Here is a 19,840-nt window from a genome sequence, read left to right as displayed (position 1 = left end):
GCGTCTTGAAGCTGCTGATTCTCGATCGGGACGGGGTGATCAACCAGGACTCCGACGCCTACATCAAGTCGGTGGAGGAATGGATTCCGCTCCCCGGCGCGATCGAAGCCATTGCGCAGTTGAGCAGGGCCGGCTGGACGGTGGCGGTGGCCACCAACCAGTCCGGCATTGCTCGCGGCTACTACGACATTGCCACCCTGGAAGCCATGCACGAGCGCCTGCGTTCGTTGGTGGCGCAACAGGGGGGTGAACTCGGGCTGGTGGTGTATTGCCCGCACGGGCCGGATGAGGGTTGCGCCTGTCGCAAACCCAAGCCCGGCATGTTGCGTACCATCGCCGAGCATTACGGGGTGTCGTTGGCTAGTCTATGGTTTGTCGGCGACACCCTCGGTGACTTGGAGGCGGCGCGGGCCGTCGACTGTCAGCCTGTTTTGGTAAAAACCGGTAAAGGCGAAAAGACACTGGGTAAAACCCTGCCGGTGGGCACCCTGGTTTTTGACGATCTGGCGGCGGTTGCCGCAGAACTTATCCACAACTGAAGCTCTTCTGACCTCCTGACCAAGGACTGTTCGGGAAGCGCTTTTTATAGGCGGGCAATGCCCGCAACGGTAAATGCCGCTATGTCGATCCTGCAGGCCATCAGAACCTTTTTCTTTTACCTGCTGCTGGGCACCAGTTCGCTGTTGTGGTGCTCCCTGAGCTTTTTTATCGCGCCGTTCCTGCCGTTCAAGGCACGTTATCGCTTTATCAATGTGTACTGGTGCCGTTGTGCCCTGTGGCTGACCAAGGTCTTCCTCGGCATCACGGTCGATATCAAAGGGGCGGAGAATGTGCCCGAGCGCCCTTGCGTGATTCTGTCGAATCACCAGAGCACCTGGGAAACCTTCTTCCTCTCGGCCTATTTCTCGCCATTGAGCCAGGTGCTCAAGCGTGAGTTGCTGTATGTGCCGTTCTTCGGCTGGGCCATGGCCATGCTGCGGCCGATCGCCATTGACCGGGACAACCCGAAGGCAGCGCTCAAGCATGTGGCGAAAAAGGGCGACGAGTTGCTCAAGGACAATGTCTGGGTGCTGATCTTCCCGGAAGGCACGCGTGTGCCGTTCGGAACGGTCGGCAAGTTCTCCCGGGGCGGTACGGCACTGGCGGTAAACGCCGATCTGCCGGTACTGCCGATTGCCCACAACGCCGGCAAGTTCTGGCCGAAGACCGGCTGGCTGAAGAAACCCGGCACCATCACGGTGGTGATCGGCAAGCCGATGATGGCCGAGGGCAGCGGGCCACGGGCGATTGCCGAGCTCAATGACCGGGTCCAGGCCTGGAACGAGCAGGCGCAGCGGGACATGGGCTCATTGCCGCCGGCGCCGGTGGTAGAGACGCCTGTCGCCATTTGATGGGATTGTGGATAACTTGTGCACAAGATTTTGATTTCTTTCAGAAATACGATGTAAGCATATGATTTTATTGCTTATTTCTCTGTATGACTTTCTGCTGTAAATCGTGCATAAGTTTTTTCGGGCGATAAAAAAACCGGCTTTGATGCCGGTTTTTCAAACTGAAATAGGGTCCACCGCTCGACGCTCGATTAGCGACGAAGAGGCCTTTGAGATCGCCACAACCCTGTAGGAGCCTGACTTGCCAGCGAAGGGGCCCGCAAGGACGCTAAAAGCTTCGCGGGCAAGCCCTGCTCCTACAGGTTTCGTGGTGTCTGCAAAGTCGTCGGCAACCTCAGACCTTGTCCAGATCCACGCCCTTGGTTTCCTTCAGGCAGAACAACCCCACCACCAGGCTGACTCCGGTGACCAGCACCGGGTACCACAGGCCATAGAAGATATCCCCGGTGTAGACCACCAGCGCAAAGGACACCGTGGGCAGGAACCCGCCGAACCAGCCGTTGCCGATATGGTAGGGCAGCGACATGGAGGTGTAGCGGATGCGCGTCGGGAACAGCTCGACCATCACCGCCGCCAGCGGGCCATAGGTCATGGTGGCAATCAGAATCAGCAAGACGATCAGCAGCACCACCATCGGCTCATTCACTGACGCGCTATCGGCCTTGGCCGGATAACCCGCCGTGGTGATTGCCGAACGCATCGCCGCTTCGTCGTACCCGCTGATCTTCTGTTCTCCCACCGAGACCATCACATTCGTCCCCGGTGCCGCGGCTTGCGAGCTGTAGGGCAAGCCCTGCTTGACCAGGAAGGTCTTGACCTTGTCGCACGGGCTGTCGAAACGCGCCTTGCCCACCGGGTCGAACTGGAAGGTGCAGCTCGCCGGATCGGCCAGCACCACGATCGGTGCCTGGCGGCTGGCCGCGTCGATCTGCGGATTGGCGTAATGGCTCAAGGCTTTGAACAGCGGGAAATAACACACGGTCGCCAGCAACAGGCCGAACATCAGGATCGGCTTGCGACCGATCTTGTCCGACAGCCAGCCGAACAGCACAAAGAACGGCGCACCGATCACCACGCTGATGATCAGCAGGGTATTGGCCTGGGTCGGGTCCATCTTGAGCATCTGGGTCATGAAGAACAGCACGTAGAACTGCGCGGTGTAGAAGGTCACCGCCTGCCCGGCGTTGATGCTGAAGAGGGCGGTCAGGACGATCTTCAGATTCTGCCAGGAGCCGAAGGATTCACGGATCGGCGAGCGGCTGACCTTGCCCTGGGCCTTCATTTTCACGAAGGCCGGCGACTCGTGCATGCTCAGGCGGATCCAGGTGGAAATCGCCAGCAGGAAGATCGACAGCAGGAACGGCAGGCGCCAGCCCCAGACTTCGAACTGATCGCCACTGATATAACGGCTGGCGAGTACCACCAGCAGGGACAGCAGCAGGCCCAGGGTCGCGGTGGATTGAATCCAGCCGGTATACGAACCGCGTTTGCCGGTCGGTGCGTGCTCGGCCACGTAAGTCGCGGCGCCGCCGTATTCACCGCCGAGCGCCAGGCCCTGGAGCATGCGCAGCAGGACCAGGATGATCGGCGCGGCGATACCGATGCTGGTGTAGGTCGGCAACAGGCCGACGGCAAAGGTGGAAAGGCCCATCAGGATGATGGTCATGAGGAAGGTGTATTTGCGCCCGATCATATCCCCCAGGCGCCCGAATACCAGGGCACCGAAAGGCCGGACCAGGAAGCCCGCGGCAAAGGCCATGAGGGCGAAGATAAACGCCGTGGTGTCGTTGACCCCTGCAAAGAACTGCTTGCTGATCACCGCCGCCAGGGCGCCATAGAGAAAAAAGTCATACCACTCGAAAACCGTCCCGAGGGATGACGCAAAAATGATCTTTCGTTCTTCCCGGCCGGTGTTCGCGATAACGCGCACGGGCTGTTGCTCGATGTAGTCCGACATTTGCCATGTCCTCGGCCCTGGGGGCCACAGTGATTATTGTTGTTGTTCCACTGTGGATTCCGGCTGACCGCCACCGGAATCCGCTTTTTGCTGTATGGATGCTAGGTGCCCGCCGGGATCTGCGCTGCTTGAATATCAGAAATGGCCGAGACATCCGCCAGAATCATCTGCGCCGCCTTCTCGGCAATCATCACCGTCGGCGAACAGGTATTGCCGGAGACGATATTCGGCATGATCGACGCATCGGCAACCCGCAACCCCGACACGCCGTGCACCCGCAGCCGGGCATCCACCACATCCAGTGCGCCATTGCCCATCCGGCAGGTGCCCACCGGGTGAAAGATCGTCGTACCGATCCGCGCGGCCGCCTCATGCAACTGTTCTTCGGTTTGCAGCGCCGCCCCGGGCAGGTATTCCTCGGGTTTGAAGCGCCGCAGGGCAGGGGAGTCGACAATGCGCCGGGTCAGCCGGATCGCCTCGGCCGCGACTTTCAGATCCTCGGGATCGCTCAGGTAATTCGGATCGATCAAGGGCGCCACATCGGGATCAACCGAACGAATATCGATCCGCCCCCGGCTCAAGGGGCGCAGGTTGCATACCGAAGCGGTGAAGGCCGGGAACCGATGCAGCGGTTCGCCGAAGCGCTCCAGCGACAAGGGCTGCACGTGGTACTGCAAATTGGCCGAGGCCCGCTCCGGCGAGGACTTCACGAACGCCCCCAACTGGCTGGGAGCCATGGCCAACGGACCACTGCGGTCGTAGAGATAACGCAGGCCCATGCCGACTTTGCCCCACAGGCTATTGGCGACCTGATTGAGGGTGCGGGCATTGCTGAGTTTGTAGATCAGGCGCAGTTGCAGATGATCCTGCAGATTGCCGCCGACCCCCGGCAGTTCGTGGCGCACTGCGATGCCGAGGTTTTCCAGCAAGGGCCGCGGGCCGATGCCCGAACGCTGGAGAATGCCGGGAGAACCGACCGAACCGGCGCACAGGACAATCTCGCGCCGAACATTGAACACATGTTCCTCACCCTGCCAGCGTGCGACGACGGCGCTGGCGCGGCCGTTTTCCAGGTTCACCCGGTCAACCTGGACACCGGTCAGGATCGTCAGGTTGGGACGCTTGAGGATTGGCCGCAGAAACGCTTTCGACGAGTTCCAGCGCACACCGGAACGCTGGTTGACCTGAAAGTATCCACAGCCCTGATTATCGCCCGCGTTGAAATCGCTGACGCTGGCAATGCCGTTTTCCGCGGCGGCATCGCGGAAGGCATCGAGGATCGGCCAGGAATAGCGCTGCTGTTCGACCCGCCACTCGCCCTGGTCGCTGTGGAATTCGCTGGCACCGCCAAAATGGTTTTCGCTGCGCTTGAACAACGGCAGGACATCGTTCCAGGCCCAGCCCGGATTGCCTTGCGCGGCCCAGCTATCATAGTCGCCGGCCTGGCCACGCATATAGATCATGCCGTTGATGGACGAGCTGCCGCCCAGCACCTTGCCACGCGGGTAGCCGAGGCTGCGGCCTTGCAGGCCGGGTTGCGCTTCGGTCTTGAAGCACCAGTCGGTACGGGGATTGCCGATGCAGTAGAGATACCCCACCGGCACATGAATCCAGGGGTAGTTATCCTGGCCGCCGGCTTCGAGCAGCAGGACATTTTTCTGCGGGTCGGCGGACAGCCGATTGGCCAGCACACAGCCAGCGGGCCCGGCACCGACTATCACGTAGTCATAGGGCAGGTGGGCGGATGACATAGGCAACCTCGCCTTTTTTATTGTTCTTGTCTCCCTTCATGTTATTGATTAGTTTCGAGATGAAAACCTTCATTTTTGCGCAAGTACTGTGCGTTTTCAAGCAAGGCCGTGAACCCCATGATTCACAAGGAAGCCCCATGTTCGACTGGAACGACCTGCGTTTTTTTCTCGAGCTGCAGCGCAGCGGACGTCTGCTGACCGCGGCCAAGCGACTGAACACCACCCACAGCACCGTGGCCCGGCATATCGAAACCATCGAGCAGAGCCTGGGCACCGCGCTGTTTGTCCAGCATGCCCAGGGCTACGAACTGACGCCCTCGGGCCAGGCCTTGCTCAAGCATGCCGAGGCCATGGAAAACGTTGCCTTGCTGGCCCAGGAGGAAATCACCCAGGCCATCGCGCCCCTGGGCAAGATTCGCCTGGGGGTGACCGAAGGGATCGGCATCATGTTTCTCACCCCGCGCATGGGCAGCCTGTACGAACGTTATCCGGGACTGGAAGTGGAACTGGTGGCAGTGCCGCGTTTCGTCAGCATCCTCAACCGCGAGGCGGAAATCAGCATCCACCTTGACCGACCGAATGCCGACCTGTTGATCACTCGCAAACTGACCGACTATCGTCTGGCGCTGTATGCCAGCCCGGACTACCTCGCCCGGGCGCCGGCCTTGCAGCACCGGGATGATCTGTCGCAGCACAACTGGATCGGCTATGTCGACGACCTGCTGTTCAGCGAGGAGCTGCTGTTCCTCAACAACTTCTGCCGCACACCGAATGTGATTTTTCGCAGCACCAGCGTCATAGCCCAGCAACAGGCGGCGCGGGCCGGGCTGGGCATTGCGGTGCTGCCCAACTACATGGCCAAGGGCGACCCGCAGCTGGTGCGCGTGCTCCCGGAGGAGACCATCCAGCGCAGCTACTGGATCAGCACCCGACGGGAATTGCATAAGTCCGTGCGCTTGCGGGTGGTGTGGGATTTTCTGCTGGCGTTGTGTGCGAGTGAGCAGGGTGTGTTGCTGGCACCGTGAAAATATCGACCCTCAGCTTTTCTTGAAACACTCCATTTGCGAAAAGCTCCCCCCATTGATGCGAATGGAGGTGGCATCATCATTGGTGATTTCCTGGGGCGGCGTAAAGCCGAGCATCGAAGAGGCCCGGGTCGCGTTGATCCACTCCAGCCGGCCCTTGATCAGTGCGCCGTCGAGCGAACCAGCGCTGCTGTGGATACGTACGGTGTCCTTGCCATGCTGGTAGAAGAAGACAAACGGCCCGTTCAAGCCTGGGCACTCGTAGCTGCTCAACAGCCTGGGCGTCGGCATATAGCCGCTGTTGATGATGCCGACATAGATCACCGCATAACCGATATACGCCAGCAGCGGAACCGCCGCCAACGCCCCGGCCCAGTACCATCGGCGCTTGCGGCTGGATTCGCCTGGCAAAGGCTCGACAGGAGAGTTATCCACAGGCGGCAAAGGCACCTCGGGAGGGAGTAACTCGGCGGCCATGGGTTCACGAACCCCGGGGATATCCTCTGCCGTCGCGACCACCCGAGCCACACTGGCCGCCAACGGTTCGGCGAGCACAGGCTCATCCATGGGGGCATGGCGCAAAACCGGCTCGGGCCTGGGCAGCAAACGCAGGTTGCGCTGGATGATCCGGCTCTCCACCAACACAAAAATCGCACAGGCCAGCGGCATCGCCAGCACCAGGCCCGGTGCCTGGGTCGCCACCCAATCGGCGATCAGCGGGTCGGACATGCCGATATCCCCGGCCACCCAGCCCAACAAGGCGCCGCCCGCCGGGATCAACCAGGGATAACGCTTGAACAACCCGGTCACAAATAAACTGCCGTACATCAACATCGGGATGCTCAGCAGCAACCCCAGCACCAGAATCCCGATGTTGTCCTGGGCGACGGCGGCCAGGGCCACCACATTGTCCAGGCTCATGGTCAGGTCGGCAAAGACGATAAGCCCGACCACCGACCAGAGTGTCGACCCCGGACGCTGCGGCAAGTGTTCGGCGTCTTCTTCCCCCACCAACAACTTGATGGCAATGACTACCAGCGCGACCATGCCTGCCAGTTTCAGGCAAGGCACCTTGAGCAACAGGCTGATCACCGAGGTGAACAGGATCCGCAACCCGACCGCCACGCCCATCCCGGCGAACAGCGCCTGGCGCATCTGCCGGGCCGGCAGGTGGCGGCAGGCCAGGGCGATGACCACGGCGTTATCGCCGCTCAGCAGCAGGTCGAGCAGGAACACCTGCAACGTCAGGTTGATCCCCTGCATACCGGTATCCAAGCCGATCATCTTGCCGCTCCCGCAACCATCGTCATCAATTCAAAAAACCTCCTACACCACAGAACAGACCTGCGAGGGAGGCAAATCCGAATACCAGGCCCACCACCCGCGCATACCAACCCCGTAACCTGAACGCACCGGCCAACTGCGTACGGGCCAGCCAATAGAGCAGGCCGAGTACCGCCGGCAGCAACAATGCGTTGACCACCCCGGTGAAGATCGACAGTTCGACCAGATTGACCCCGGAACCCACCAGCACCCCGGCCCCCAGCAACATGGCACCGAATGCCGCGTAGAACCAGGGGGCGTCGGCGGGACGCTGCTCCAGGGAATGCCGTCGGCCAGTGGCCTCGCCGACGCCCCAGGCCACGGTCAGGCAAACCACGATGGTGGCCACCAGCGCGCCCCCGGCCAGCCCCATCGCAAAAACCCCGCGCCCGACTGTCTGGCCCAGGGAAGCGGTAAAGGCATCGGCCAGTTGCGGCACGCTGGTCAAGGTGAAGGACGCGTCGGAGCGGTTGAAACACGCCGCCGCGGCAATCACCACGGCAGCCGTGAGAATCTGGCAGAGGGTCGCGCCGAGAAAGGTTTCGATGCGCGCCGCTTTCAGGTGCCGGGCGCCCAGGCCTTTGTCGATCAGCGCCGACTGTTGGTAGAACACCGTCCACGGCATGACGCTGGTACCCAGGTTGGCGGCCACCAGGTAAAGGTAGGAACTGTCGTGAAATGGCATCTGGTACCACTGCGCCGCGATTTGCCGAGGGTCAGGGTGAGCGTTCCAGGCCACGGCGATAAAGGCCACGCCGAACAGGCCCAGGCAAATCGCAATACGTTCGACACCCTGGTAGGAGCCGGTACAGACCATCGCGAAAATCAGCACCACCAACACGCCGATGGTTTCCCATAGCGGTACGCCGAACAGCTCGCCGACCCCGGCCAGTCCGCTCAATTCGGTGACCAGGGCACCGAAACAACTGAGCACCAGCGTTGCCAGGGACAACAACGCAATGCCACGACCAAACCGCAGGCGCACCAGTTCACCGAAGCCCTTGCCCGTTCCCAGCCCCAGGCGGATCGAGAGTTCCTGGGCGGTATACAGCAACGGAATAATGAGGAACTGCAGCAACAGCAGCCGATAGCCCCATTGCGCACCGCTCTGCGCGGCGGTGATCACGCTGCCGGCCTCGGTGTCCGCCAGCATCACCACCAGCCCCGGACCGACGGCGGCGGCCATCAGGCGCAGCCGGCTCGAGCGGATTGAAATGCTTGGCATCATGTCTGTTCCCGGCTCATGGCGTGCGTCCGTGGATGGCAAAAAAACCGTTCATCAACCCTCGGTGGGCGTCAGGGTCGGCTATTCACCTGCGGGCCGCTTTTGAAATCCTTGAGGAACGCCGTATCCGGTGACAGCACCAGCGTCGGCGCGGACTCGGACAAGGACTGCCGATAGGTCTGCAGACTGCGGTAGAGCTTGTAGAACTCGGGGTCCTTGTTGAACGCCTGGGACGAGATCTGGTTCGCCAGGGCATCGGCTTCACCATGGGTGATGCGGCTTTGCCGTTGCGCTTCGGAGATCAGCACCGCCCGTTCACGCTCGGCATTGGCCTGGATCTGTTGCGCCCACTCGAAGCCCTGGGCGCGAAGCTCCTTGGCCTCGCGCTGACGCTCGGATTTCATCCGGTCATAGATCGCCTGGCTGGTTTCGAACGGCAGGTCAGCGCGATGAAAACGCACTTCGGTGACCTCGATGCCCAGGGGCCTGGCCTTCTCCACCACCTCGCTCTGGATATGCTCGACAATCTTCGGCCGCTCGGCGGACAACAGCGACTTGAGCATCACCTGCCCCAGCTCGCGGCGCAGCGACGAGCTGACCAACTGGGCCAGTTGCGCATTGGCCTGGTCCACCGTACGCAGGGCCTGATAGAAACGCAGCGGGTCGACGATGCGATAACGCGCATAGGTTTCCACCTCCAGGCGTTTCTGGTCACCGAGGATCACCTGCTCGGAAGGCGGTGCCAGGGTCAGGATGCGGGTGTCGTAATAGATCACGGTGTCGATCAGCGGCACCTTGAGTTTCAGCCCCGGCGTACGCACCGGCGCGGTCGGCGCGCCGAGCCGGACCACCAGGGCCTGCTGGGCTTCATCGACGGTATACAGCGAGGCGCCGAGGGTCCACAGGACAACCAGCGCGAGGATCACCAGGGCCATACGAATCCGCGGTTTCATCGGGTCTGCTCCTTGGCCGGGCGCTTGTCCTGTTCCGACAGCGGCATATAGGGCACCACGCCCGAGACACCTTTGCCGGACGTATCGATGATCACCTTGGAGGCTTTTTTCAGCACTTCATCGGTGCTTTCCATATACAGGCGCCAGCTGGTCACCTCCTTGGCCTGTGCATAACTTTCGTACACCGCCAGGAAGCTTTTCGCGTCGCCTTCGGCCAGATTGACCGCCTGGGCCTTGTAGGCCTCGGCTTCCTGGTTGATATGGGACGCTTCGCCCCTGGCCCGCGGAAGAATGTCGTTGGCGTAGGACTCGGCCTCGTTGCGCGCGCGCTCCTGGTCGGCCCGGGCCCGCTGCACATCGTTGAACGCATCGATCACCGCCGGTGGCGGATCGACGCGCTGCAACTGGATCTGGGTGATCAGCACGCCGGCTTTTTCATCGTCGAGCAAGCCTTGCAACAAGGTCTTGGTTTCCTCGGCGATCTCCTGGCGCTTGTCCGACAGGGCCGCCTGGATCGGCGTACGCCCGATCACTTCGCGCAGGGCACTCTCGGCGGCCAGCTTGATGGCGAATTCGGGCTTGTCCATGCTGAACAGAAACTGCCCGGCGTCCTTGATCCGCCAGAACACCGCGCAATCGGCCTCGACGATATTCTCGTCGCCGGTGAGCATCTGCTTGTCGCGGGACAGGCTGCTGTCGTTCAGGCCGAGCGCGGGAGCGTGGCCCAATTGCAGCTGGTTGACCGTGGTGACCTTGGGCAGCAACACCGTTTCGATAGGGAAGGGCAGGTGGTAATGCAAACCCGCCTCGGTGGTGTCGACCCATTTGCCGAAGCGCAGGACGATACCTTGCTCGTCGGGCTGGACCTTGTAGATGCCACCGACGATCCAGACAAACGCCAGCAACCCGACCACCAGTGCCAGACCTTTGCCTTGCAGTCCCGTGAGGGCAACGAAACGATTGGCTTTGAGGCCCATCGCGCGGGCTTGCTCGCCCAATGAGGCGGAAGACTTTTCCGGTTCCAGGGGAGTCAAGGGCTGCGGGTCGGACATGGTCTTATCCTGGAGGCGGCTGGCCGGGGAAACGGATCAAAGATTCTATTACTAAATATTGCGCAACATCATACAGCCGAGTCCTGAATGACTCCTGACTTGGCGCAATGATTGAAGCGCCTGGATTGCAAATGTGCTGATTGGGAAATATTCCCAGGAGAAGAGCTGGAACCGGAGTGAACCCAGGCTACTTGCCCAGCACCGCCAGATGCATGTCTTGCAAGGACAGGACACGTTTGGCGGCACCCAGCTTGATGGCTTCCCTGGGCATGCCGAACACCACGCAACTGGCCTCGTCCTGGGCCACGGTCGCGGCACCGGCATCGGCCATTTCCTTGAGGCCACGGGCACCATCGTCGCCCATGCCGGTCATGATGATGCCGGTGGCGTTCTTCCCGGCGAACTTGGCTACCGAGCGAAACAGCACATCCACCGACGGCCGATGGCGATTGACCAGCGGGCCGTCCGCCACCTGCACGTGGTAGTAGGCGCCGTTACGCACCAGCATCATGTGCTTGCCGCCCGGGGCGATCAGCGCCAGGCCGGGCAACACCCGATCATTGTTCTGCGCCTCGCGGACTTCAATCTGCGACAGCCCGTTGAGGCGCTGGGCAAAGGAGGCGGTGAATTTCTCCGGCATATGCTGAACGATGACGATCCCCGGGCAGACTCTGGGCAGTACGGTGAGCAGCGCCTCCAGCGCCTGGGTCCCACCCGTGGACGTACCGATGGCGACAATGCGCTCGGTGGTCTGGGCCATCGCCTGGCTGCCGGCCGCCGACAACATCGCATCGGCGCTCAGCTTGCTGGCCACCTCAAGGCGCGGTGCGGCGGCGCGCGGTGCGAGGTTCCTGACATTGGCACCGGCCGCGCCACGAACGGCGCCGAGCAGATGGGCGGCGGACTCCAGCAGGAAGTTCTTAACGCCGCCTTGTGGCTTGGTGATGATATCCACAGCTCCGGCCGCGAGCGCCTGCAAGGTGGTCTCGGCGCCGCGTTCGGTCAGCGAGGAGCAGATGACCACCGGGGTGGGGCGCTCGGCCATGATCTTTTTCAGAAAGGTGATGCCGTCCATGCGGGGCATTTCCACATCCAGCACAATCACGTCCGGCCAGGCCTTGGCCATTTTATCCATGGCGAAGATCGGGTCGGCGGCGACCGTCACTTCGATATCCGGGGCCTGGCCGAGAATCGCCATCAGCACCTGCCGGACCACGGCGGAATCATCGACCAGCAAAACGCTTATTTTTTTCATGACTGCCTTCCAGCGTTTGCAAAGAGAGATGCCGAACCCAGACATCGCCGCTCCAGGTGTCGAAGACCAGGCTGCGGTGCCCGGTTCCCCCCAGGTCCATGGCACTGGGTGACAAGCGCAGACGCTCGGCGATTTGGGTGACGGCCGCGCAGTTCAGGCCGGCGATATCACCGGCGGCATAGTCACGCGACTGTTGCGGAAACATCTCACCACCACCGAACAACTTCAGCTGATACTCGCGGGCCTCGCTCCGATAGCCCTGAATGTGCAGCATCAACCATTCGAAAGCTTCGTCGACATAACTACCGTCCAGGACCTCGCCGCGCTGTCGGCGGCCGGGCAGCAGGCAATGGGATATCCCGCCGAGCTTACGCACCGGATGCCAGAGGATCATGGAAACACACGACCCCAACAGGGTGTGGATACGGGTAGGGCTGTTGCGAAAGCACAGACTTCCGGGAGCCAGGTAGATTTCTTCGACGTCCATGGCAATAGCGGCCTTCATGGCTTTTGATAGATGGAGGGAGCCACCAGCTTGAACGCGTCACTGACGCCGTGCAGGCTTTCCGAATGGCTGATGATGAAATAACCGCCGCGCCGCAGAAACGGCAAGAGACGGTTGACCACTTTGCGCTTGGTCTCCTGATCGAAGTAGATCATTACGTTACGCAGGAAAATGACCTCGAACTCCCCCAGTTGCGGCAGGGTGTCGTTCAGATTGACCTGGATAAAGCTCACCCGCTGACGCAGGCTCTTGTCGATCAGGAAGGTGCCGCTCTGCTGACCAATGCCTTTGAGGCAATAGCGGCTCAGCAGCGCGGGCGGCAGGTTGCTCGCCCGTTCCATCGGATAGTGCCCGCTGCGGGCCTTGGCCAGCACCTGGGTACTGATATCCGAGCCGATCACCTCCCACGGCGTGCTGCCCAGGCCCTCGGCCAGGGTCATGGCCAGGCTGTAGGGTTCTTCGCCCGAGGAACTGGCCGCGCTCCACACCCGGAAGGTCTTTCCCGGCGCGGCGCGGGGTAATACCTGTTGGCGCAGGAAGTCGAAGTGCTTGGGCTCGCGGAAGAAGTAGGTCTCGTTGGTGGTCAACAGGTCGAGGGCCACCTGCAGCTCACCAGCGTTCTCCTTGCCCATGATCAGTTTGAAATAGGCATCATAACTGTCCAGTTCGTGATGCTTGAGGCGCTTGAACAGACGCCCGGCGACCAGGGCCTTTTTCGCGGCCGACAAGCTGATGCCCGCCGCGCCGTAGAGCCAGGCCTGGAACTGGGTGAATTCACGATCCTCGAGCTTGATGCCGTTCAACCTGATACTCCTTGTTCACCACTTACGGCACCGGGTGCACGTGGCTGCCACCGACCTCCGCCAGCTGCGACATCTCATCCACCGACAACACCCGGTCAACGTCCAGGACGATGACGAACTTGCCTTCGACCTTGGCCATGCCACTGATGAAATCGGCGCGAATGCGCGCACCGAAGCTCGGCGGCGGTTCGACCTCGGCCGCCGGAATTTCCAGCACCTCGGACACTGTGTCGACCAGCAAGCCGATATCCTGGGCCCGGCCGTCATCATCGCTGGCTTCGATAATCACCACGCAACTGCGCCGGGTCACGCTCGAACACTGCTGCCCGAAGCGCGCGCCCAGGTCCACCACCGGCACCACGGCACCGCGCAGGTTGATCACGCCACGGACGAAGGCGGGCATCATCGGCACTGGCGTGACATGGCCGTACTCGATGATTTCCTTGATTCCCAGGATGCCGATGGCGAACATCTCGCCGGCCAGCAGAAACGTCAGGTACTGCGCCTCCTGCGTTGGCACCGCCACCGCCTGGCGGGTAGTCATTAATGCACCCATGTTGCTCTCCTGCATGAAAAGGGTCCGCGTCCAGGCGTCGCTCAGAACCGGGTGAACTCGCTTTCGTCAGGGCCGACGGCCTGGGCGAAACTCTTGTGCAGGGCCGGTTGCGGTGCCCGTACGACCGATCGCGCCATGCCACCGGCCGCGCGCGATTTGCCTTGCGCCACGTTCACGCTCGCATTGGCCGCCTCCAGCGTGAAAAAGCTCATCGCCTGCTGCAGCTGTTCAGCCTGGCTGCTCATCTCTTCGGCCGTGGCGGCCAGCTCTTCGCTGCTTGAAGCATTTTGCTGAGTGACCTGGTTGAGCTGGTTCATCGCGGTATTGATCTGCGCCACGCCGGCGGCCTGTTCTTCGGAGGCGGCGGTAATTTCCTGGACCAGATCGGAGGTCTTGTTGATCGAAGGCACCATTTCATCCAGCAAGCGTCCGGCCCGTTCGGACATTTCGACACTGCTGGTGGACAGCTCGCCGATCTCCTGCGCGGCCACCTGGCTGCGTTCGGCCAGTTTGCGCACTTCCGCCGCCACCACCGCGAAGCCTTTGCCATGTTCCCCGGCGCGCGCCGCTTCAATGGCCGCGTTCAAGGCCAGCAGGTTGGTCTGGTAGGCAATGTCGTCGATGATGCTGATGCGCTGGGCGATTTTCTTCATCGCCTGGACGGTCTGCTGCACGGAATCACCGCCATCGGTGGCTTCCTTGGCCGCCTTGCTCGCCATGCCGTCGGTGACCTTGGCGTTCTCGGTGTTCTGGTTGATGCTGGCGCTCATCTGCTCGACGGAGGCACTGGTCTCCTCGACACTGGCAGCCTGCTCGCTGGTGGCCTGGCTCATGGACTGCGCGGTGGCGCTGACTTCCTCGGAGGCGCTGGCCAGGTTGTCGGCGGCGGTGCGCACTTCGCCGATAATCTGCGAGAGCTTGCCGACCATGGTCTGCATCGCCGTGAGCACCTGACCGGTCTCGTCCTTGGAACCCGGTGCAATGGTTACCGCCAGATTACCCTCGGCCAACTGGCCGGCAATACCGGCAGCGGTTTTCAGCGGGGTGGCAATGATCCGCGAAATGAACAACGCCAGGGCAATGCCAATAAGCAAGGCCACGATCACCGCGGCCATGATCGACATCCGTCCATTGGCATAGATCTCGTTACCCCGTTGATTGGCGGCCGTTGCCCCGGTGTCGTTGAGTTCGATTATTTTCAGCAGATCGGCGGATATCAATTCGAAGGTTCGCTTCGAGTCCCCCCTGAGAACAGCCATGGCTTGCTCCCGCCCACCTTCCTGCCGGGACTCGGCGAGCATCTTCTTGCTGCTGGCCAGGTAGGTCTCCCAGTCGTTCTTGAACGTATCGAACAGCGCTTGTTCCGCGGGGCCGGAAATCAGGCCGTCCTTCTCATAACGGACAATACGGGTGTCGACCTCCTTGCGGGCATCGGCAGTCTCCTGTTCATACTGAGCCCGCTCCGTCGAATCTTCGGCCAGCAGATAACGAATCTCCTTGATCCGATAGTTGGCGACAAAAAACCGAATGCCCGAGGACAGGCGCACGGAGGGCAGCCAGTTGTCGCGCATGTCGGTGGCCGTCTGGTTGACCTGGCCCAGTTGAATGACAGCAAACGCTCCCATCAGCGCCATCAGGACCAACACCAGCAGAAACGAAGCGATGAGCTTGGTTGCTATTCTCAGATCGTAGAACCATTTCATTGAAGAGCCCCTCCATGTGCGGTGTGGTTGGCAGAGTTGCCAGGTTTGCTATCGGTCAAGGAATAAACAGCGGCCTGCCGGGTTTCACGCTGGACCAGCTCCCCCAGCAGCGCCGGAACATCGAGAATCAGCGCGACCTCGCCGCTGCCCAGGATGGTGGAGCCACTGATGCCACGCAGTGCATTGAACAACTGGCCGAGGGGTTTGATGACGGTCTGGAACTCCCCCAGCAGGTCATCGACCACCAACCCGGCCTTTTGCTCGGCACAACGCACCACCACCACGTTCTCGCGGCGCACGTTATGCCCCACATGGCCGAAGTGGTCCCGTAGACGCACCAGCGGCAGGACTTCCCCGCGCAGGTCCAGGTAGTTGTTCCCCGACATGTCCTGACGCTGCCGGGCATCCAGTTCGATGCACTCCTGGACCATTTCCAGCGGCACCACGTAGTGGATCTGGCCGATGCCCACGAGGAATCCGTTGATGATCGCCAGGGTCAATGGCAGGCGGATACGAATGACCGTGCCCTGTCCGGGTTGGCTATCCAGATCCACCGTGCCACGCAGGAGGGTGATGTTGCGCTTGACCACATCCATGCCCACGCCGCGCCCGGACAGGTTGGTCACCGCTTCGGCGGTGGAAAACCCTGCTTCGAAAATCAGGTTGTAGATTTCCTGGTCCGTCAGGTTCGCCCCGACAGGGACCAGGCCGCGCTCGACGGCTTTTTGCAGAATCCGGTCGCGGTTCAGCCCGGCGCCGTCGTCGGCGATTTCCAGGACAATGCTGCCCGAATCGTGAAAGGCGTTGAGCTGCAACCGGCCCTTGGCGGGCTTGCCGGCGGCCTCGCGCAGCGACGGGGATTCGATGCCGTGATCCATCGCATTACGCAGCAGGTGCATCAGCGGATCGCCGATTTTTTCCACCACGGTCTTGTCCAGCTCGGTATCGGCGCCGCTGATCAGCAGTTCGATGTCCTTGCCCAGTTCCTGGCTGACATCCCGGACCACACGACGGAAACGGTTGAAGGTGTCGCCGATGGGGATCATCCGCAGGTGCAACGCGCCGTCGAGGATTTCCTCCACCAGTCCCGACACCACCGAAGTGGATTCCTGCAACGGCCCGTTCGAGCTGCCGCGCGCCAACAGGTTGGCCCCGGCGCTGGCGATGACCAGTTCGCCCACCAGATTGATCAGCTCGTCCAGCTTGTCGGCATTGACCCGGACAAAGCGAGCCTCGACCGCCGTAGCCTGGGGGGGCTGCTCGCGCTGCCGGCCCTGTTTTTCCAGTGCGGACTGCACCACGGCCGGTTCGACCACCCGCTGTTCAATCAGGATTTCCCCCAGTGGCATGGCCGCTGTCCCGGCCGCCTCGGCATGCTCGCGCTGGGCGCGCAAACCGTCTTCCAGTTCCTTGGCCGTCAGTGCGCCACATCGGGTCAGGATTTCCCCCAGTCGAGCCGGTTCTTCAGGCAGTGCATTGATAAGTCGCAGGTACTCTTCCATCCGACTGTGGGGCGCCAGGATATGGATCTGGCAGTCGTCACGCACGAAATCGAAGGCCTCGGCGATGGTTTCACGGCTGGCATCGGAATCCAGGTCGATCTCGAAGCCCAGGTGACAGCTCTCGGCATCGAACTGCTCCAGGGCGGGCAGGGTATCGGCGAGAGTGACGATATGGACGATCTCGCCCAGGGTATTCAGGTAGCGAAGAAAGGACAGCGGATCCATGCCATTGCGAAACACATCCGCGCCGAAACGCAGGGAAATGTGCCAATAGCCAGAGCTGACCGAGTCCTGGCCGGGTACCGGCTGGGCCACCGGGATATCGATCAACGCCGGCACCACAGACGCCGCCCGGGCGGCCTGGTAGTTCTGCAATCCCTGGCGCAGCGCCACCTCACGCTCCTGGGCGCTGTCGCTCATCGCCTCACCCGCGCCGGCCACGACCTCAACCAGCTCCAGCATATGGTCGGCACTTCTGAGCAGCAGGGCGATCAACTCGCCATCGACCTGGATGGCCCCGTCGCGCAAGCGATCGAGCACGTCTTCGACGATATGGGTAAACCCGACGATGGGGCTCAAGCCGAACAGTCCGGCGGACCCCTTGATGGTATGCGCCGCACGGAAGATCGCGCCGATGGCATCGTTGTCGTCGGGTTCGGACTCCAGCTGCAACAACGATGACTCCATGTCCTGAAGCAGCTCGCGTGCTTCGACGATGAAAGTCTGCTGTGCCTGGTCGAGATTGATCGTCACGATAGAGTCCTTTTTATCGCCCCGGGGTCAGAGAACCGCGGAAGCTTGTAGCCCTGGATCACGGCTGCCCCAGCGTCCCGCCCAGGTCGCAGAGTTCGAATACCTCAAGCACTGCCGGGCTGTGTCCGCTCAGTTGCAGCGCAACGCCCGTACGCAAGGTTTCACGCTTGGCGAGCATCAACAGTTGCAGGCCCGCGCCATCGATTTCAGTGACCTGCGAGAGGTCGATCTCCAGGGGGCTGCCCAGCGTCAGGAACGGCGCCAGTTCCCCATAGAGTTCTGCGGCGGTATAGATTGTCATCTCGCCTTCGATCCCCAGGTGTGGAGTCGAAGTATCTGCTTGGCAAATGATCGGCATGCGCGAATCTCCCTGTTTGCCCGGTCCTGGTAGTGCCCAGGCTCAGGGCAGGATCAGCTTGGATACGGCAGCGAGCATTTGCGCCGGCTGGAACGGCTTGACCACCCAGGCCCGTGCCCCCGCAGCCTGTCCCTCCTGCTTCTTGCTTTCCTGGGATTCGGTGGTGAGCATGATGATCGGGGTGAATTTGTAGCTGGGCAGCTTTTTCACCTCCTTGACGAAGGTGATGCCGTCCATGTTCGGCATGTTCACATCGCTGATGATCAGGTGAATTTTCTGCCCGGTCAGCTTGCCCAGGGCGTCCTTGCCGTCACTGGCTTCGATTACGTCGTATCCCGCGCTTTTGAGCGCGATGCTGACTACCTGACGAACACTGCTTGAATCGTCGACCACCATTACATTCTTTGCCATGACCGGCTCCTAAAAGAAGGTGATTTCCTGGGTACTCGTGGGTTTATTGACGTTGACCTTGCCCGTGCGGTGATTGCGCCGCTGTTCATCGGTGGCGTAGGTCAGCTCCATTTCCGCCAGCCAGGCGGGAGCATCGACCACCACCGTGGAACCCGGCACCTGGGCTTCGCGCAAGTGGCGGAGCAGGGCTTCCATGTTGTTGCGGACCTGGGCGAGGATCTGGCTGACCCGGTCCTGGAATTGCAGGTTGACCAGCACTTCGGTGACCTCATCGCGAATCCCCAGGCCTTCGCGTTGCAGCAGGGCCGCGGATTCTGAGAGTTGGCCGGTGATGTTCTTGAAACGTTCAAGGACACCCTGGATGCTGGCTTCCGACTCGGCCACCGAATCCTTGTCGTGATCGGTACTGCTGGCCGCGGCCTCCACCAGTTGGGTGATGGCGCCGTTGATGATGTCGACCTTGGCGGACATTTTCTGCCCGGTTTCGCTGGATTGGCTGGAGAGGGTCCGCACCGCATCGGCCACCACGGCAAAGCCACGCCCGGCTTCCCCGGCGCGGGCGGCTTCAATGGCGGCGTTGAGCGCCAGCAGGTTGGTCTGCTGGGCGATGGCCGCCACTTCACCGGCCATGGCCCGCAGTTCGCCGGTGTAGCCGGTGAGGTTGCGGACCTGTACCAGCATCTCGTCGCGACTTTTCTGAATGGTTTTGAGCGACTCGATCACATGCAGCAACTCGGCATCGCTCTGGGCCAGGACCTCCAATGCACTGCCCTGGTTGTGGTCGGCCAGATCGCCCGCCGTCGCCTGGGAGTTATCAACAGTCTGTTGCAAATGTTCGGCGATGGCGCTGAAACGGCTGGTCAGTTCAATGATGGCGGTTTCGGTCTCGGTGCGTGAGCTTTCGATTTGCCGGGACCAGATGGGAATGGCTTCGAGGCAGACCGCCTCCAGGCCACCGGTGGGTGCCGTGTCGGTGGTGGTCTGGGCGGCTTGGGTGTCACTCAACATCCGGGCCGATAATTGCCGGTAGTGGCGCTGGCTCAGGAATCCAACGAAACCGCCCACCAGCAACAAGCCGGCCGACCAGGCCAGGTTGGCGGGACGCCAGTCGCTCAGCAGCAGCACGCACACAGCACAGGCAGCGGGGACCAGGGGCATCCAAAAGAAAGCGCCGGCCTGGGGGATAGGCCGCAAAGTCTGCAGATTGTCGGATGACGACATGGGGTTCCTCCCTGACTCAGTTGAACAAAGCTCCACTGAACAACAAGATTATCCGCCATGACCCGGACCTGCTTGAGCATGGCACAGGGTCAGTCG

18 protein-coding genes are annotated in these 19,840 nt (G+C 61.6%); 3 read left to right on the top strand and 15 right to left on the bottom strand.

Annotated elements, in window-relative coordinates:
* Positions 1-5: 5 nt before the first annotated feature.
* Entirely contained in the window at positions 6-539 is a 534-nt protein-coding gene (gene gmhB / locus M5B42_RS26045) for a D-glycero-beta-D-manno-heptose 1,7-bisphosphate 7-phosphatase (protein WP_152736566.1), read from the top strand.
* A gap of 57 nt (positions 540-596) precedes the next feature.
* Positions 597-1,391 (top strand): lysophospholipid acyltransferase family protein, encoded by a 795-nt coding sequence (locus tag M5B42_RS26040; protein ID WP_248747434.1) that lies wholly within the window; start codon positions 597-599, stop codon positions 1,389-1,391.
* Between the two features lie 334 nt (positions 1,392-1,725).
* Here the strand turns inward: M5B42_RS26040 and M5B42_RS26035 are convergent, their stop codons facing one another.
* Both M5B42_RS26035 and M5B42_RS26030 read right to left on the bottom strand, forming a co-directional pair.
* Positions 1,726-3,348, bottom strand: a complete 1,623-nt coding sequence (locus M5B42_RS26035; RefSeq protein ID WP_103497186.1) for an MFS transporter — start codon at positions 3,346-3,348, stop codon at positions 1,726-1,728.
* 101 nt (positions 3,349-3,449) lie between these two features.
* Positions 3,450-5,099, bottom strand: a complete 1,650-nt coding sequence (locus M5B42_RS26030; RefSeq protein ID WP_248747433.1) for a GMC family oxidoreductase N-terminal domain-containing protein — start codon at positions 5,097-5,099, stop codon at positions 3,450-3,452.
* Between the two features lie 137 nt (positions 5,100-5,236).
* Here M5B42_RS26030 and M5B42_RS26025 point away from each other — a divergent pair, with 137 nt between their 5' ends.
* On the top strand, positions 5,237-6,124 hold the full coding sequence (locus M5B42_RS26025; protein WP_103497184.1) for a LysR family transcriptional regulator: 888 nt from the start codon (positions 5,237-5,239) through the stop codon (positions 6,122-6,124).
* A gap of 12 nt (positions 6,125-6,136) precedes the next feature.
* Here M5B42_RS26025 and M5B42_RS26020 read toward each other — a convergent pair whose 3' ends face one another.
* The 13 genes from M5B42_RS26020 to M5B42_RS25960 all read right to left on the bottom strand — a co-directional run bounded on the left by M5B42_RS26020 (position 6,137) and on the right by M5B42_RS25960 (position 19,744).
* Complete coding sequence (locus M5B42_RS26020) at positions 6,137-7,408, bottom strand: TerC family protein (protein ID WP_248747432.1); 1,272 nt, start codon at positions 7,406-7,408, stop codon at positions 6,137-6,139.
* Between the two features lie 25 nt (positions 7,409-7,433).
* Entirely contained in the window at positions 7,434-8,672 is a 1,239-nt protein-coding gene (locus tag M5B42_RS26015; protein WP_248747431.1) for a divalent metal cation transporter, read from the bottom strand.
* Between the two features lie 71 nt (positions 8,673-8,743).
* A complete protein-coding gene (locus M5B42_RS26010) occupies positions 8,744-9,625 on the bottom strand; it encodes a protease modulator HflC (protein ID WP_103497181.1) in 882 nt (293 codons plus the stop codon).
* A complete protein-coding gene (gene hflK, locus M5B42_RS26005) occupies positions 9,622-10,677 on the bottom strand; it encodes an FtsH protease activity modulator HflK (RefSeq protein WP_177103984.1) in 1,056 nt (351 codons plus the stop codon). The genes M5B42_RS26010 and hflK overlap by 4 nt, the downstream gene beginning before the upstream one ends.
* 187 nt (positions 10,678-10,864) lie before the next feature.
* Complete coding sequence (locus M5B42_RS26000) at positions 10,865-11,932, bottom strand: chemotaxis response regulator protein-glutamate methylesterase (protein ID WP_103497180.1); 1,068 nt, start codon at positions 11,930-11,932, stop codon at positions 10,865-10,867.
* The gene (locus M5B42_RS25995; RefSeq protein WP_248747430.1) at positions 11,901-12,419 is read right to left on the bottom strand and encodes a chemotaxis protein CheD; all 519 of its coding nucleotides are present in this window, start codon (positions 12,417-12,419) and stop codon (positions 11,901-11,903) included. Before M5B42_RS25995 ends, M5B42_RS26000 begins: the two co-directional genes overlap by 32 nt.
* Before the next feature lie 14 nt (positions 12,420-12,433).
* Complete coding sequence (locus M5B42_RS25990; RefSeq protein ID WP_248747429.1) at positions 12,434-13,240, bottom strand: protein-glutamate O-methyltransferase CheR; 807 nt, start codon at positions 13,238-13,240, stop codon at positions 12,434-12,436.
* A 22-nt stretch (positions 13,241-13,262) separates the two neighbouring features.
* Complete coding sequence (locus tag M5B42_RS25985) at positions 13,263-13,796, bottom strand: chemotaxis protein CheW (protein WP_248747428.1); 534 nt, start codon at positions 13,794-13,796, stop codon at positions 13,263-13,265.
* Between the two features lie 41 nt (positions 13,797-13,837).
* A complete protein-coding gene (locus tag M5B42_RS25980; RefSeq protein ID WP_248747427.1) occupies positions 13,838-15,499 on the bottom strand; it encodes a methyl-accepting chemotaxis protein in 1,662 nt (553 codons plus the stop codon).
* Positions 15,496-17,754, bottom strand: a complete 2,259-nt coding sequence (locus M5B42_RS25975) for a chemotaxis protein CheA (RefSeq protein WP_248747426.1) — start codon at positions 17,752-17,754, stop codon at positions 15,496-15,498. Before M5B42_RS25975 ends, M5B42_RS25980 begins: the two co-directional genes overlap by 4 nt.
* 58 nt (positions 17,755-17,812) lie before the next feature.
* A complete protein-coding gene (locus M5B42_RS25970; RefSeq protein ID WP_103497174.1) occupies positions 17,813-18,112 on the bottom strand; it encodes an STAS domain-containing protein in 300 nt (99 codons plus the stop codon).
* Between the two features lie 42 nt (positions 18,113-18,154).
* Positions 18,155-18,523 carry a response regulator gene (locus M5B42_RS25965; RefSeq protein WP_040071872.1) on the bottom strand — a complete coding sequence of 123 codons (369 nt, stop codon included), beginning with the start codon at positions 18,521-18,523 and terminating at the stop codon, positions 18,155-18,157.
* Between the two features lie 9 nt (positions 18,524-18,532).
* Complete coding sequence (locus tag M5B42_RS25960) at positions 18,533-19,744, bottom strand: methyl-accepting chemotaxis protein (protein WP_248747425.1); 1,212 nt, start codon at positions 19,742-19,744, stop codon at positions 18,533-18,535.
* Between the last annotated feature and the right edge of the window lie 96 nt (positions 19,745-19,840).

Origin of the sequence: Pseudomonas sp. MWU12-2037, assembly GCF_023242345.1 — a bacterium.
Lineage (GTDB): Bacteria > Pseudomonadota > Gammaproteobacteria > Pseudomonadales > Pseudomonadaceae > Aquipseudomonas > Aquipseudomonas gingeri_D.
The sequence above is the reverse complement of the archived record's forward strand: the minus strand, read 5'-3'. Positions and strand labels throughout refer to the sequence as shown.

Excerpts from the sequence above, each read along its gene's own strand:
- M5B42_RS26000 (WP_103497180.1), bottom strand. The coding sequence starts at position 11,932 with ATGAAAAAAATAAGCGTTTTGCTGGTCGATGATTCCGCCGTGGTCCGG.
- M5B42_RS25980 (WP_248747427.1), bottom strand. The coding sequence starts at position 15,499 with ATGAAATGGTTCTACGATCTGAGAATAGCAACCAAGCTCATCGCTTCG.
- M5B42_RS26035 (WP_103497186.1), bottom strand. The coding sequence starts at position 3,348 with ATGTCGGACTACATCGAGCAACAGCCCGTGCGCGTTATCGCGAACACC.
- M5B42_RS26015 (WP_248747431.1), bottom strand. The coding sequence starts at position 8,672 with ATGCCAAGCATTTCAATCCGCTCGAGCCGGCTGCGCCTGATGGCCGCC.
- M5B42_RS25970 (WP_103497174.1), bottom strand. The coding sequence starts at position 18,112 with ATGCCGATCATTTGCCAAGCAGATACTTCGACTCCACACCTGGGGATC.
- M5B42_RS26020 (WP_248747432.1), bottom strand. The coding sequence starts at position 7,408 with ATGATCGGCTTGGATACCGGTATGCAGGGGATCAACCTGACGTTGCAG.
- M5B42_RS25960 (WP_248747425.1), bottom strand. The coding sequence starts at position 19,744 with ATGTCGTCATCCGACAATCTGCAGACTTTGCGGCCTATCCCCCAGGCC.
- M5B42_RS26010 (WP_103497181.1), bottom strand. The coding sequence starts at position 9,625 with ATGAAACCGCGGATTCGTATGGCCCTGGTGATCCTCGCGCTGGTTGTC.
- M5B42_RS25965 (WP_040071872.1), bottom strand. The coding sequence starts at position 18,523 with ATGGCAAAGAATGTAATGGTGGTCGACGATTCAAGCAGTGTTCGTCAG.
- M5B42_RS25985 (WP_248747428.1), bottom strand. The coding sequence starts at position 13,796 with ATGGGTGCATTAATGACTACCCGCCAGGCGGTGGCGGTGCCAACGCAG.
- M5B42_RS25995 (WP_248747430.1), bottom strand. The coding sequence starts at position 12,419 with ATGGACGTCGAAGAAATCTACCTGGCTCCCGGAAGTCTGTGCTTTCGC.
- M5B42_RS26025 (WP_103497184.1), top strand. The coding sequence starts at position 5,237 with ATGTTCGACTGGAACGACCTGCGTTTTTTTCTCGAGCTGCAGCGCAGC.
- M5B42_RS26030 (WP_248747433.1), bottom strand. The coding sequence starts at position 5,099 with ATGTCATCCGCCCACCTGCCCTATGACTACGTGATAGTCGGTGCCGGG.
- M5B42_RS26040 (WP_248747434.1), top strand. The coding sequence starts at position 597 with ATGCCCGCAACGGTAAATGCCGCTATGTCGATCCTGCAGGCCATCAGA.
- hflK (WP_177103984.1), bottom strand. The coding sequence starts at position 10,677 with ATGTCCGACCCGCAGCCCTTGACTCCCCTGGAACCGGAAAAGTCTTCC.